Raw genomic sequence first — 11,676 nt, forward strand, 5'->3', positions numbered from 1 at the left:
GGTGTGGGGGTGGTGGAGGAGGCGGGTGAGGGTGGTGATGGCGGCGCGGAGGGAGATCTGTTGGCCGATGATGGCGCGGAGGGCCAGCTCGAAGCCGTCGACCGCGCGGGGGAGGCGGACGCCGGGCTCGGCGGCGACGACCCCGGTCAGGGCAGGGTCGGCGGCCAGCGTCTGGTCGACCGCCTCCGGGTCGGCGTCCAGGTCGAACAGGCGGCGGCAGCGGGCCACCGCCGGGGCCAGGTCGCGCAGGTCCGTCAGCCTGAGCGTCGCGCCGACGTACCCGACCGCCGGGGTCAGCGCGACCTCCGCCGGGCCGTGCGGCAACCGCAACCCCCGGCGGTACGTCCCGTCGCGCACCTCCTCCACCCCGGGCAGCGCCCGGTCGGCCAGGAAGTCCAGCAGCGCGGCGGCGTGCAGCGGCGGCCGGTACGCCAGCCGGAGCGTGATCGTGCCCGCCCCGCCCGCTGCCGGTCGGCCGCCCCGCCCGGTGCGCAACCGTGACGGCACCGTTCCGTACACCTCGCGGACGGTGTCGTTGAACTGCCGTACGCTGCCGAACCCGGCCGCGAACGCCACCTCCGCCAGCCCCAGCCCGGTGGTCTCGATCAGCGTCCGGGCGGTCTGTGCCCGTTGCGCCCGGGCCAGTGCCAGCGGACCGGCGCCCAGTTCCGCCCGGAGCATCCGGTGCAGGTGCCGTTCGGTGTAGCCCAGCCGGGCGGCCAGCCCCGGCACGCCGTCCCGGTCGACCACCCCGTCGGCGATCAGCCGCATGGCCCGGCCCACCACGTCGGCCCGGACGTCCCACTGCGGTGAGCCCGGGGCGGCGTCCGGCCGGCACCGGCGGCAGGCCCGCAGCCCGGCCCCCTGCGCGGCGGCTGCCGACGGGAAGAACCGGACGTTACGTCGTTTCGGCGTCATCGCCGGACACGACGGCCGGCAGTAGATCCCGGTCGACGTGACGCCTGTGTAGAACCAGCCGTCGAACCGCTGGTCACGGCTGTCCACGGCCCGGTAGCACCGTTCGAAGTCCCACTCCACGCCACCGATCATGCCCGCAGGCCAGCGGCGGTGGCTCGCGGAAATCGGACCTGGGCGTGCGGACGCCCGGTGACCCCCTGGGCTCGGGCCAGCCGGGGCGGGTCACCGGGCGTCCGGCGTCGTCAGCGCCCCGGCAGCCCGACCGGCGGGGCGGTCTGCGCCGGTGCCGGTACGGCCGTCCGGCCGGTCTTCGGGAACCGGTCGCCGGGCGGTGCGGTCTGCGCCGGTACGGGTGCGGCGGGCGCCGCCGGCACGGCGGTCCGACCGGTCGTGGGGTCCGATCCGTCGGGCCGGGCCGGTACGGGTGCCGCCGGTACGGCGGTCCGGCCCGTGACGGGTGCGCCGGGTGCCGCCGGTACGGCGGTCCGGCCGGTCATCGGGGCCGGGCCGTCGGGCAGCGCGGGAGCCGGTGCGGCAGGTGGCCCGCTCTGCGGGGAGGCCGGTACGGCGGGCGGGGCGTCCCCGCCGCCGCTGGCAGCCATCGCGAGCGGTGCGGCGATCAGCACGGCGGCGAGGGCGCCCACCGCGCTCACCGTCATCGTGGCGCGGCGTCGGGTCCGGGCCCGGTGTTCCGCACGGGTCAACTGGTCGTGCACTGTCGGTGCCTCCTCGGCGAGGTCGGAGAGAGTGGCGCGGATGAGGTGCTCGAAGGGCGTGGTCACCGCCGTACCTCCAGCAGTTCGATGTCCGGCAGGAGTTGCCGCAACCGGGCCACGGCCCGGTGGGTGCGGCTGCGTACGGTGCCGACCGAGCAGCCGAGCGCGGCGGCCACCTGGGTCTCGGTCAGGTCCTCGTAGTACCGCAGGACCACGACCGTGCGCTGGGCCGCCGGCAGCGCCCGCAGCGCGGCCCGCATCGCCAGCCGTACGTCGGTGCCGCCGTTCGGGTCGGGCCCGGCCCGTTCGTCGGCGCCGGTGAGCAACGTCTCCCGGTGCCGGCGTAGTCGCCGCCACCAGCTCACCTGTTCGCGGTACATGACCGTGCGCAGGTAGCCCTCCGGGTCGGCGTGGCGCAGCTCGCGCCACCTCGGAATGGTCCGCGCCAGCGCCGACTGGAACAGGTCCTCGGCGGTGTGCCGGTCCCCGGTGAGCAGGTACGCGACCCGCATCAGGGCCGGCGTCCGGCTGGCCACGAACTCGGCCAGCCGGGCCCGGTCGTCCTCGTCCACCCGCCCTCCCCGATGTTGTCTGTCACAGATACAGACGCCCCAGCTCGGCGTAGCTATCCGCTCCGCCTGTCGCAGTTTCCCGCCGGAAAAGTGTCGGTAGTGGTCGGTAGCGTCCCGGCACCAACTCCAGAAGGGTGTGGCGATGGCGAGCGTGACCGGGTGGGGGGATCCTCGGTCAGGGCGGGTGCGGTTGGACGATGCCGCCGCCCAGGGCCTCTACGACCGGATGCGGGTGGTCGCGCCGGCCGCCTTCGGTGCGATCGAGCGGGACCGGGCCGACGACCCGGCGCGGCCGTTCGCCGACACCGCCTGTGGTCGGCTCGCCGGGTCCCTCGACGCGGCCGGCCTCCGGGCGTTGGGCATGTGGGCGCACCACTGGTGCATGCGGTTCTACGACGACGACACCCGGGTCGGCCGGCGACTGGTCCGGGAGATCGCCGGCCGGCGGGGGCTGGGCTGGACGGCCGACGAGGTCCGCTGGATGCTCGGCGAGTCCGAGCGGGCCGGGCCGGCCGCCGGGGACAGGTTCACGCTGCCGCTCGCGGCGGCCGGCGAGCTGCCCGGGACGGCGGACGGCGGGACGGGCTGGCGTCTCGCCGGCTGAACCCGGCCAGGGTGTGGCGGTGACGCAGGATGGGGACGGAGCCAGCCGACGAAAGGACCAGCATGCCCGCCAGCGCACCGACGATCGTCGCCACCAGCATGGGTTTCACCAGCCGCCACCGGGGCCCGTGGGACGCCGACCCCGGGCCGGTCTTCGACCTGATGGCCGAGTTGGCGCAGGCCGACGAGCCGAGGATCTGCTACCTCAACCAGGCCGTCGGCGACCAGCCCACCTCGCTGGCGGTCTTCCACGGCGCGTTCGCCGGCACCCGCTACCGCCCGTCGCACCTGGCGCTGTTCCCGATGCCCAACGTCGAGGACGTCCGGGCGCACCTGCTCGGCCAGGACATCGTCTGGGTCGGTGGCGGCAGCGTGGCCAACCTCTGCGCGGTGTGGCGGGTGCACGGCCTGCCGGAGATCCTGCGCGAGTGCTGGGAGGCGGGGGTGGTGCTCGGCGGGGTCTCCGCCGGCTCGATCTGCTGGCACGTCGGCGGCACCACCGACAGCTTCGGCCGCAAGCTGCGCGCCTACACCGATGGTCTGGGCTGGCTGCCCTACGGCAACGGGGTGCACTACGACAGCGAGGCCGAGCGTCGGCCGCTGCTGCACCGGCTGGTCGCCGACGGCACCCTGCCGGCCAGCCACTGCACCGACGACGGGGTGGGGCTGGTCTACCGGGGCACCCGGCTGGCCGAGGCGGTCGCCGACCGGGCGGGGGTGGCCGCGTACGAGGTGGTGCCGGATGGTGCGGGTGGGGTCCGGGAGACCCGGATCGAGCCCCGGCTGCTCACCGCCTGAGCCTTTCCGGCGCTGCCGACGGGGCTGCCTGCCGGGTGTCGGTGGTCGACGGCGTAAGCTGGCCCGTCGTGAGTCTCACCATCGGCATCGTCGGCCTGCCCAACGTCGGCAAGAGCACCCTGTTCAACGCGCTGACCAAGAACGACGTGCTCGCGGCGAACTATCCGTTCGCCACCATCGAGCCCAACGTCGGGGTGGTGGGGCTGCCGGACGACCGGCTCGGCAAGCTCGCCGAGATCTTCTCGTCGCAGAAGGTGCTGCCCGCGCCGGTGTCGTTCGTCGACATCGCCGGCCTGGTCCGGGGCGCGTCCAAGGGGCAGGGCCGGGGCAACGCCTTCCTGGCGAACATCCGGGACGCCTCGGCCATCTGCCAGGTGGTGCGCGCCTTCTCCGATCCGAACGTGGTGCACGTCGACGGCAAGGTCTCGCCGGCCGACGACATCGAGACGATCAACACCGAGCTGATCCTGGCCGACCTGCAGACCCTGGAGAAGGCGCTGCCCCGGCTGGAGAAGGAGGCCAAGCTCCGCAAGGACCGGGCCGCCGCCGTCACCGCCGCCAAGCAGGCCGTCGAGGTGCTCGACGGCGGCACCACTCTCTACGCCGGGGCCGCCGCCGCCAAGATCGAGCTGGAGCACCTGCGGGAGCTGCACCTGCTCACCACCAAGCCGTTCCTCTACGTCTTCAACGTCGACGAGGCCGAGCTGGCCAACGCCGGTTTCCTCGACGAGCTGCGGGCGCTCGTGGCCCCCGCCGAGGCGGTCTTCATGGACGCCAAGATCGAATCTGAGCTGGTGGACCTGCCCGAGGAGGAGGCCCGTGAGCTGCTGGAATCGATCGGGCAGCACGAGCCGGGGCTGAACCAGCTCGTCCGGGTCGGCTTCCGCACGCTCGGGCTCCAGACGTACCTCACGGCGGGGCCGAAGGAGGCGCGGGCCTGGACCGTGCCGGTCGGCGCGACCGCCCCGGAGGCCGCCGGGGTGATCCACAGCGACTTCCAGCGGGGTTTCATCAAGGCCGAGGTGGTCTCCTACGGCGACCTGGTCGCGGCCGGATCGATGGCGGCGGCGAAGGCCGCCGGCAAGGTCCGGATCGAGGGCAAGGAGTACGTCATGCAGGACGGCGACGTGGTGGAGTTCCGCTTCAACGTCTGATTCCGCCCGCCGCCCGCCCGGCCGTGGGGTCGAGGGTGTCTCGCAGCCGCTGAGGGAGACGGGTCAGGGGTGTCCCAGTCGGGGGTCGTCCGACCACGGTGAGTTCGGGTGTGCCAGCCGGACCGCCTCGCGCAACCATCGGAGCTGCGCCGGGGTCAGCAGGTGCCGGGCGACGTCCAGGTCGCGCTCGTCGCGGGGGCGCGGGTCGGGTGACTTCCACAGCAGTTGGGTGACGGGCGTCCCGGTCGGTACGGCGCGGATGGACGCCACCGCCGAGTCCCACGGGAGCGTGATCCGTGGATCGCGTCGGTAGCGCCAGCCCGTCTCGGCGCCCTCCTCCAGGTTGATCTGGAGGACGAAGCGGTCCCGACCGGCGTCGTACACCCAGATGTTGTGCACCTCGGGGTCGTCGTGCCCGTCCGCCAGCGGGAACAGGTGCCCCCGCCGGGCCGCGAACGGCCGCAGGTCCGCCGGTAGTGCGTGCAGCAGGGCGGGCAGCGCCGGCCGCAGGGTGCTGACGTCGATGTCACCGTGCGGTCGGCTCGGGCTGCCGTGCCAGTGGTCGATGGCCCATCCCCCGGAGAGCCACCAGCGCGCCGGGCAGCCGGCGAACAACGCGTGCACCTCGGTGACCGAGAGCGCGGACCAGAGGTGCCGTTGAGGGTCGTACCGCACGGATCCAGGCTGACAGCCGGCCCCGCCGGGCGCCAGTCGGAAACCGGCGCTCTCGCGGGTCGCCGGTCGACCCTGCGACCACGAGGCAGCGGGCGGGGTGGTGCTGACCCTACGGTGGTGGTGTGGTGACCTTGCGGCTGGAACCGATGACCGACGAGCAGTACCTCCGCTACCGGGAGCGCGCCGAGGAGGACTACGCGCAGAACATCGCCGCCTCCGGGGCGATGCCGCTGCCGGAGGCGCAGGAGAAGGCCCGGCAGGACTACCAGGGCCTGTTGCCCGACGGGTTGGCCACCGAGGGGCACCGGCTGTGGACGGCGTACGACGACGCCGACGAGGTCGGCATGCTCTGGCTGCACCTGGAGCAGAAGTCCGACGGCCTGCACGCCTTCGGCTACGACTTCGAGGTACGCGAGGAGTTGCGCCGCCGGGGCTACGGCCGGGCGATGATCGAGGCCGCCGAGCAGGTGTGCCGGGAGTTGGGCGTGGTCGCGATCGGGCTGAGCGTCTTCGGGTTCAACTCCGGCGCGCGGGCGCTCTACGAGCAGATGGGCTTCGAGGTCACCGCCGTCCGGATGATCAAGCGGCTGTAGGTCCGCCCGGCCTGCCGGTGCCACCCGGGAGGGTCCGGATGCCCGGCCGGGGTCGGAGGATGCCCCGACCCCGGCCGGTCCGGCGGCTCAGCGCCGGTAGACCGAGATGTGCGACGTGCTTGTGGCGTCGAACGGCTGCCGGTGCCAGTCGGCGTACCGTTCGACGAGCCGTAGACCGGCCCGGTCCGCCAGCTCGTCGATCTGCTCCGGCCAGCAGTACCGCATCGCGAATGGCGCCAGGTGCACGCCCTCGCGGTCGAAGGTGATCGTCTGCCGGACGAAGGTCTGTGCGGTCCGGTCGTACTGGTGCAGCCGGATGGTGGCCGAGTCCTCGGTCACCGACCGCATCCGTACCTGCTCGTCCCGGTCGAAGCCGGCCGGGTCGGGCACGAACGTCTCGACGACGAACTCGCCACCGGGGGCCAGCACCCGGGCGACGTTGCGGAAGCAGTCCTGCTGCCGTTCCGCGCGGACCAGGTTGAACAGCGTGTTGAACACCAGGTACGCCAGCCGGTACGGGCCCGTCACAGGCACGTCGGCCATGTCGCCGATGGTGACCGGGATGCCGCCGCCGCCGGGCTTGGCGCGCAGCTTCGCCACCATCTCCGGTGACGCCTCGACCCCTTCGACGGGTACGCCCCGGACGGCGAGCGGCAGCGCCACCCGACCCGTCCCGATGGCGAGTTCGAGCACCGGGCCGCCAGCGGCCCGCCCGGCGAGGAAGTCCACCGCCGGTGCCGGGTCCGGGTTGCCCGTGCCGTCGTAGCTGTCGGCCCACATCCGGCCGAAGTGCCCCGGATCGTCGAACACCGACATCATCGGCCCCCTTCCGGGGTGCTGACCGGTGTGGTGCTACCGGCGCTGGACCGCGCCGTCACTGCCGTGTCGCTGGTGGTCACGAAGCCTCGATTCCCGCTGCTGGAGGGTGGTCGGTTCCTGGGTGGACCCCGTCGCGTACGACATGTCGTCTGCTCCCTCCGGTCGGCTTCGTCCCCAGCCAAGCAGTGGCCGGTCAGCCGGGCAACCGGGTTTCCGGCGGCGGGGGCGGGCCGGCCAGATCGAGCGTCCAGTGCCGGGTACGGATGACCTGGTCGTTGAACTCGACGTCCTCCTCGCCACGCAGGGTGAACCCGAGCGCCCGGCAGATCCCGTTGGACGGGTCGTTGGTGACGGCCGGGAACGCGTGCGCGGTGTCCCACCGCCCCTCGGTGCGGGCCTGGTCGAGCAGCGCCCGGACGGCCCGCTTGGCCAGGCCCCGGCCCTGGAACTCGGGCAGCACCATCCAGCCGACCTCGGCGGCCGTCTCGTCGTCGGGTGCGGGCTGCCAGAGGGTGACGGTCCCGGCGACGGCGTCGTCCACCACGATCATCTTGATCAGGGCGGTGCCGTCGGCGGCCAACTGGGCGTCCCGGCGGACCTGCCGGGCCACGTGGGCGGCCGGCAGCGGCCCGCCGAGTTCGGCCATCATCACCGGGTCGCAGCGCATCCGCAGGTACGCCTCGACGTCGGTGGCCAGCACGTCACGTAGGAACATGCCGCACCTGCCCGCCCCGGCCACAGTGGAGAGTCGTCCGCATGGCCCGAGTATTCCAGGGACCACCCCGGCCCGGGTGTCAGGCGGAGCGGGCCGGGGCGAGGAACCGGGCCAGCCGGGCGAGACCGTCCTCACCGTGACCGGCGGTGACGGCCCGTCCGATGACGGACCGGGCGGCGCGCAGCACCCCGGAGTCGATCCCGTGGGTGTCGGCGGTCTCGATGACGTGGGTGATGCCCGAGTGGGCCGAGGCGATGGTTGATCGGTCGCCGGGGAACCGCTCCTCGGCGAGTTGGTCGGCGAAGCGGGCCGTCATCTCCCCGAGCATCGGGGCGATCCCGGCGGCGTACCTGGCGAACGAGCCGGGGGCGATGCCCTCGGCCGAGGCCAGCGCGAAGGCGTGGGTCAGGCCGCTGACCGCGGTGCCGAACAGGTCGAGCAGCGCCATGTCGTACGCCGCCGCCGCGCCCGGGTCCGGCCCGAGGAAGGCAGGGGTGCCGCCGAAGGTCGCCAGGACGGGCCGGGCGGCGTCGAAGGCGGACCGGCTGCCGCACCACAGTGCCGTGGCGGCCGGGGTGCCGATCGTCGGGGTCGGGGTCAGGATGGCCCCCTTGACCAGGTCGACGCCGTGATTGTCGGCCCAGTCGGCCAGCTTGCGCGCCTCGTCCGGTCGGCCGGTGGTGACGTCGACGACCGTCCGGTCGCCCCAGTCGTCATGGGCGGCCAGCACGGCGTCGACCGCCGCCGGGTCCCGCAGGCAGGTGATCACGAGGGTGGCGGTCCGGACCGCCCCGGTGACTGTCGGTGCGGCCGTCGCGCCCCGCGCGACGAGAGGTGCGGCCCGTTCCGGCGTACGGTTCCAGACGGTCGTCGGAATGCCGGCGGAGATCAGGGTGGCGGCGAGCGCCTGGCCCATCGGGCCCAGGCCGAGCACCGCCACCGGGTCGCGGTACGTGAGTTGTCGATCGCTCATGCCGGCGACGGTAGACCTTGACGTTGACGTGAAGGTCAAGTCCGCGATCTCCTGTACGCATGCGGATCGGCGAACTGGCCCGGCGGGCCGGGGTGAGCACCCGGGCCCTGCGCTACTACGAGGAGCAGGGCCTGCTGCGGCCCGAGCGGCGGTCGAGCGGCTACCGAGACTACGGCGAGCAGGCGCTGACCACGGTGCGGCACATCCGGCTGCTCCTGTCGGCCGGGCTCGGAACGGCGGTGATCGCCGAGATCCTGCCCTGCGTGCCGGACGACACCACGGTGCTCGCCCCCACCTGCCCCGAGCTGCTGGACGGCCTCGCCGAGGAGCGGGCGCGGATCACCGCGTCCATGCAGCGGCTGGCCGCGGCCCGGGACATCCTCGACGCCCTCATCGCCACCGGGACGCCTCCCGCCGGCCGGGAGGCGGTCGTCGCGGCCCGTGGTGGCGGCGGGCGGGGCGGGGGTCAGGAGATGTAGTGCAGGATCACGTTGTGCACGTGGTGGCTCTTCTGCGCGCCGCGGAACTCCACCTCGTAGGTGTGGGTGCCGACGTGAACCGCGATCGAGCCGGTGGAGAAGAACTCCCCGCCCCAGGACTTGTTGCTCACCACGCTCACACTGGTGATCTTCGAGTACGGGATGCTGGTGATCGCGTACTTCTTCCCCACGAACGAGCGGTCCTGGATGATCACCCGCCGGTCGGTCAGGCCGATGAACCCGGTGCCGGTGCCGACGGCATCGTAGACGGCGATGATCTGTTCCCCGTCGAGCAGTCCACTCTGGATCTGCTGGAACTGCTCCTTGCGGTCGTACGTCGCATTTGCCATGGATCCCACGGTAGGAGACGCCCGCCAGCATCGGCCCTTCCCCGCTGGTTGGTCCGGTCGACTAGTCTCGCCATGCCTGGCCAGACGCGGGCGACGGGGGAGGGAAGCGGCGTGACCAGCGAACGTTCCGAGACGCCATCCACCGGCGAGGCGCGGCCGGAGCCGGTGCCGGCACCGACAGGTGACGAGAGTGCGGCCCTGGCCCGCCGGGCGTCCGCCACCCCGGTGCCGACCGGTGGTGAGGACGCGGCCCCGGCCCGCCAACCGGGTTCCACAGCCGTGCCCGACTGGGAACCCTGGCCGCAGCCGCCGGCCGTCCGGGGCCGGCTGAACCGGCTGGCCGTCGTCACCCTGGTCTTCGGCCTGCTCGGTGGCGTACTCGCCGCCGTCACCGCCGGGTTCGCGTTGCGTCGGATCAGGCGGGACGGCGAGCGGGGGAAGGGCCTGGTGGTCGCCGGGCTGGTGCTGTTCGGCGGATGGGTGCTGGCCGGTCTGGTGGCCCTGGGCATCGTGTTCACCGGCTCCGACCCCGGCACCGGTCTGCGCGGGCTGCGGGTGGGGGACTGCTTCCGGGTCCCCACCGGCGCCACCGCCAGCCGGACCGCACCCGAGCAGGTCACCCGGGTGGCGTGCGACACCCCACACCAGGCCGAGTACGTCGACGACTTCCCGGCGTACGAACGCTCCGCCGACGAGCGGTATCCCGGCGCGGCGGTGCTCTCCCAGCGGGCGGAGGCGCTCTGCCGGCAGCGGCAGCGCAGCTACGTGGTGGACCCGCTGGGGTTGCCCGCCGAGGTGCGGTTGAGCTGGTACCTGCCGACCCGGGTCGACTGGTCCACCGACCCCACGATCACCTGCTACCTGACCGCCCCGACCGCCCTGTCCCGGCCGCTGCGGATGGACACCACAGTGCTCGACCCGGCACAGCTCGGCTACCTGCTGGCCAGCCGGGAGTGGACCGAGACGCGGGCAGCGCTGGTGGCCGGCGCACAGACCAGCCCACCGGCCACCCTCCGGGACGCGGTCCGGCGGGCCGAGACCATCCACACCGACATGTGGTTCCGACTGCGCAGGGAGCCCTGGCCGGAGGCGGTCCGGCCGGCGATGGAGCGGTTGCTCACCGAGATGGAGCAGGACGAACCGGCCTGGCGGGACGCCGACGGTGAGCCGGACCAGGGCCGACTGCTCCAGGTCGTCGCGCAGGCCGGGCAGCACCCGGACCCGGCCACCGAGCTGGCCGTACGCCAGGCCCTGGGGTTGCCCACCGCGCAGGGGGAGCCGATGCGGTGACCCGCACCTCAGTGCTCCGTCACCGCGCGGTACGCGTCCTCGATCCGGGCGGCGAGCAGCACCTCACCCTCGGTGAGTGGTTCCCCGTCCCCGTGCCCCACCCGGATCCGCGTCTCGGTGTCCCGCCGGCTGATGTCCGGCCGCAACCGCAGCGCGTCCGCGACGACCTTGACCCGTTCGGTGAGCGCCGCGTGCTGGGCGTCGTCCATCACCAGGGTGCGCCGGATCTGCTCACCGTCGCGGGTCCACCCGTGCAGGAGCGTGAGGGCGTCACTGAGATAGTCGTGCTTGGTTCGACTGGTGAACAGCGCGCGCATCACCGCACCTCCCAGGCGCCGTTGCCGGCTTGTGGCCAAATCGTCGCCGTCCCGTGTCCTCGTGGTGTCACCAGTCTGTCGACCTGACGGCGGTGTGTCCACGCCCACACTTCCGTCTCTTATTGGCCTACCGGTCGGCGACGGTACCCAAAACGACTATTGATCTGGCACGCTGGACGCCCGTGCAGACCGAACGGTGTAGCGGTAACGGACAGGCCGACCGGCGCGAGCCGAAGGTGGTCGTGGGCGCGGCGATCATCTCCGCCGGGCGGGTGCTCGCCTGCGCGCGTACCGCGCCGCCCGAGGTGGCCGGCATGTTCGAGTTCCCCGGCGGCAAGGTCGAGCCGGGCGAGAGCGAGACGGCGGCGCTGATCCGCGAGTGCGCCGAGGAGTTGGCCGTCCGGGTGGAGATCGGCGACCGGGTCGGCCGGGACGTCCGGATGGCCCACGGCCGGTCGGTGCTCAAGGTGTACGCGGCCCGCCTGCTGCACGGCGACCAGCCGCGCGCGCTGGAGCACTCCGCGATGCGCTGGCTCGCCGCCGGTGAGCTGCACAGCGTCACCTGGCTCCCCGCCGATGCCCCCATCGTCGCCGCCCTCCGCCCGCTGCTGGACTCCGACTGACCGGGCCGGACACCCGGCCGGAACGGGACGGGGGCCGACGGCTTCCGCCGTGGCCCCCGCCGCCTGTCGTGCCGCTTACCG

Annotated in this window: 16 protein-coding genes; 7 read left to right on the forward strand and 9 right to left on the reverse strand. The window is 73.4% G+C overall.

Going from position 1 to position 11,676, the window contains the following annotated elements:
- The 3 genes from AC0AIB_RS22355 to AC0AIB_RS22365 all read right to left on the reverse strand — a co-directional run.
- A partial coding sequence (locus AC0AIB_RS22355) for a bifunctional transcriptional activator/DNA repair enzyme AdaA (protein WP_465097437.1) occupies window positions 1-1,038 on the reverse strand: 1,038 nt, incomplete at its 3' end.
- A gap of 122 nt (window positions 1,039-1,160) precedes the next feature.
- Window positions 1,161-1,700: a hypothetical protein gene (locus AC0AIB_RS22360; RefSeq protein ID WP_328343088.1), complete on the reverse strand. Its 540-nt coding sequence runs from the start codon at window positions 1,698-1,700 to the stop codon at window positions 1,161-1,163.
- The gene (locus AC0AIB_RS22365) at window positions 1,697-2,206 is read right to left on the reverse strand and encodes a SigE family RNA polymerase sigma factor (protein WP_328343089.1); all 510 of its coding nucleotides are present in this window, start codon (window positions 2,204-2,206) and stop codon (window positions 1,697-1,699) included. Before AC0AIB_RS22365 ends, AC0AIB_RS22360 begins: the two co-directional genes overlap by 4 nt.
- Before the next feature lie 142 nt (window positions 2,207-2,348).
- Here AC0AIB_RS22365 and AC0AIB_RS22370 point away from each other — a divergent pair, with 142 nt between their 5' ends.
- The 3 genes from AC0AIB_RS22370 to ychF all read left to right on the forward strand — a co-directional run bounded on the left by AC0AIB_RS22370 (window position 2,349) and on the right by ychF (window position 4,761).
- Window positions 2,349-2,810 carry a hypothetical protein gene (locus AC0AIB_RS22370; RefSeq protein WP_328343091.1) on the forward strand — a complete coding sequence of 154 codons (462 nt, stop codon included), beginning with the start codon at window positions 2,349-2,351 and terminating at the stop codon, window positions 2,808-2,810.
- A gap of 62 nt (window positions 2,811-2,872) precedes the next feature.
- The gene (locus AC0AIB_RS22375) at window positions 2,873-3,607 is read left to right on the forward strand and encodes a Type 1 glutamine amidotransferase-like domain-containing protein (protein ID WP_328343093.1); all 735 of its coding nucleotides are present in this window, start codon (window positions 2,873-2,875) and stop codon (window positions 3,605-3,607) included.
- A 68-nt stretch (window positions 3,608-3,675) separates the two neighbouring features.
- Window positions 3,676-4,761: a redox-regulated ATPase YchF gene (ychF, locus tag AC0AIB_RS22380; RefSeq protein WP_328343095.1), complete on the forward strand. Its 1,086-nt coding sequence runs from the start codon at window positions 3,676-3,678 to the stop codon at window positions 4,759-4,761.
- Window positions 4,762-4,824: 63 nt separating this feature from the next.
- On the opposite strand, the gene AC0AIB_RS22385 is transcribed toward ychF, so the two are convergent.
- Window positions 4,825-5,436: a nucleotidyltransferase domain-containing protein gene (locus AC0AIB_RS22385; RefSeq protein ID WP_328343097.1), complete on the reverse strand. Its 612-nt coding sequence runs from the start codon at window positions 5,434-5,436 to the stop codon at window positions 4,825-4,827.
- Between the two features lie 122 nt (window positions 5,437-5,558).
- Between AC0AIB_RS22385 and AC0AIB_RS22390 the strand changes: the two genes are divergently transcribed.
- Window positions 5,559-6,029, forward strand: a complete 471-nt coding sequence (locus AC0AIB_RS22390; protein WP_328343099.1) for a GNAT family N-acetyltransferase — start codon at window positions 5,559-5,561, stop codon at window positions 6,027-6,029.
- 87 nt (window positions 6,030-6,116) lie between these two features.
- Here AC0AIB_RS22390 and AC0AIB_RS22395 read toward each other — a convergent pair whose 3' ends face one another.
- From AC0AIB_RS22395 to AC0AIB_RS22405, 3 genes are all read right to left on the reverse strand, one after another.
- Window positions 6,117-6,845 carry a class I SAM-dependent methyltransferase gene (locus AC0AIB_RS22395; protein WP_465097421.1) on the reverse strand — a complete coding sequence of 243 codons (729 nt, stop codon included), beginning with the start codon at window positions 6,843-6,845 and terminating at the stop codon, window positions 6,117-6,119.
- A 196-nt stretch (window positions 6,846-7,041) separates the two neighbouring features.
- Window positions 7,042-7,563 carry a GNAT family N-acetyltransferase gene (locus tag AC0AIB_RS22400; protein WP_465097422.1) on the reverse strand — a complete coding sequence of 174 codons (522 nt, stop codon included), beginning with the start codon at window positions 7,561-7,563 and terminating at the stop codon, window positions 7,042-7,044.
- A 79-nt stretch (window positions 7,564-7,642) separates the two neighbouring features.
- The gene (locus AC0AIB_RS22405) at window positions 7,643-8,536 is read right to left on the reverse strand and encodes an NAD(P)-dependent oxidoreductase (protein WP_328343106.1); all 894 of its coding nucleotides are present in this window, start codon (window positions 8,534-8,536) and stop codon (window positions 7,643-7,645) included.
- A 59-nt stretch (window positions 8,537-8,595) separates the two neighbouring features.
- Between AC0AIB_RS22405 and AC0AIB_RS22410 the strand changes: the two genes are divergently transcribed.
- A complete protein-coding gene (locus tag AC0AIB_RS22410; protein WP_328343108.1) occupies window positions 8,596-9,015 on the forward strand; it encodes a MerR family transcriptional regulator in 420 nt (139 codons plus the stop codon).
- Here AC0AIB_RS22410 and AC0AIB_RS22415 read toward each other — a convergent pair.
- Window positions 9,003-9,365, reverse strand: coding sequence for a PH domain-containing protein (locus AC0AIB_RS22415; RefSeq protein WP_091241571.1), 363 nt, complete (start codon window positions 9,363-9,365; stop codon window positions 9,003-9,005). The genes AC0AIB_RS22410 and AC0AIB_RS22415 overlap by 13 nt on opposite strands.
- A gap of 111 nt (window positions 9,366-9,476) precedes the next feature.
- Here AC0AIB_RS22415 and AC0AIB_RS22420 point away from each other — a divergent pair, with 111 nt between their 5' ends.
- On the forward strand, window positions 9,477-10,655 hold the full coding sequence (locus tag AC0AIB_RS22420) for a DUF4190 domain-containing protein (protein WP_465097423.1): 1,179 nt from the start codon (window positions 9,477-9,479) through the stop codon (window positions 10,653-10,655).
- An 8-nt stretch (window positions 10,656-10,663) separates the two neighbouring features.
- Here the strand turns inward: AC0AIB_RS22420 and AC0AIB_RS22425 are convergent, their stop codons facing one another.
- Window positions 10,664-10,972 carry a 4a-hydroxytetrahydrobiopterin dehydratase gene (locus AC0AIB_RS22425; RefSeq protein ID WP_328343112.1) on the reverse strand — a complete coding sequence of 103 codons (309 nt, stop codon included), beginning with the start codon at window positions 10,970-10,972 and terminating at the stop codon, window positions 10,664-10,666.
- A 182-nt stretch (window positions 10,973-11,154) separates the two neighbouring features.
- Here AC0AIB_RS22425 and AC0AIB_RS22430 point away from each other — a divergent pair, with 182 nt between their 5' ends.
- Window positions 11,155-11,595 (forward strand): (deoxy)nucleoside triphosphate pyrophosphohydrolase, encoded by a 441-nt coding sequence (locus AC0AIB_RS22430; protein WP_328343114.1) that lies wholly within the window; start codon window positions 11,155-11,157, stop codon window positions 11,593-11,595.
- The last annotated feature ends 81 nt before the right edge of the window (window positions 11,596-11,676 follow it).

The sequence above is a fragment of the Micromonospora sp. DSM 43699 genome, assembly GCF_055517075.1.

What these genes read in the sequence shown, in the direction of transcription:
- AC0AIB_RS22400 (WP_465097422.1), bottom strand. Translation starts at nt 7,563, where the DNA reads ATGTTCCTACGTGACGTGCTGGCCACCGACGTCGAGGCGTACCTGCGG.
- AC0AIB_RS22375 (WP_328343093.1), top strand. Translation starts at nt 2,873, where the DNA reads ATGCCCGCCAGCGCACCGACGATCGTCGCCACCAGCATGGGTTTCACC.
- AC0AIB_RS22370 (WP_328343091.1), top strand. Translation starts at nt 2,349, where the DNA reads ATGGCGAGCGTGACCGGGTGGGGGGATCCTCGGTCAGGGCGGGTGCGG.
- AC0AIB_RS22395 (WP_465097421.1), bottom strand. Translation starts at nt 6,845, where the DNA reads ATGTCGGTGTTCGACGATCCGGGGCACTTCGGCCGGATGTGGGCCGAC.
- AC0AIB_RS22415 (WP_091241571.1), bottom strand. Translation starts at nt 9,365, where the DNA reads ATGGCAAATGCGACGTACGACCGCAAGGAGCAGTTCCAGCAGATCCAG.
- AC0AIB_RS22425 (WP_328343112.1), bottom strand. Translation starts at nt 10,972, where the DNA reads ATGCGCGCGCTGTTCACCAGTCGAACCAAGCACGACTATCTCAGTGAC.
- AC0AIB_RS22405 (WP_328343106.1), bottom strand. Translation starts at nt 8,536, where the DNA reads ATGAGCGATCGACAACTCACGTACCGCGACCCGGTGGCGGTGCTCGGC.
- AC0AIB_RS22410 (WP_328343108.1), top strand. Translation starts at nt 8,596, where the DNA reads ATGCGGATCGGCGAACTGGCCCGGCGGGCCGGGGTGAGCACCCGGGCC.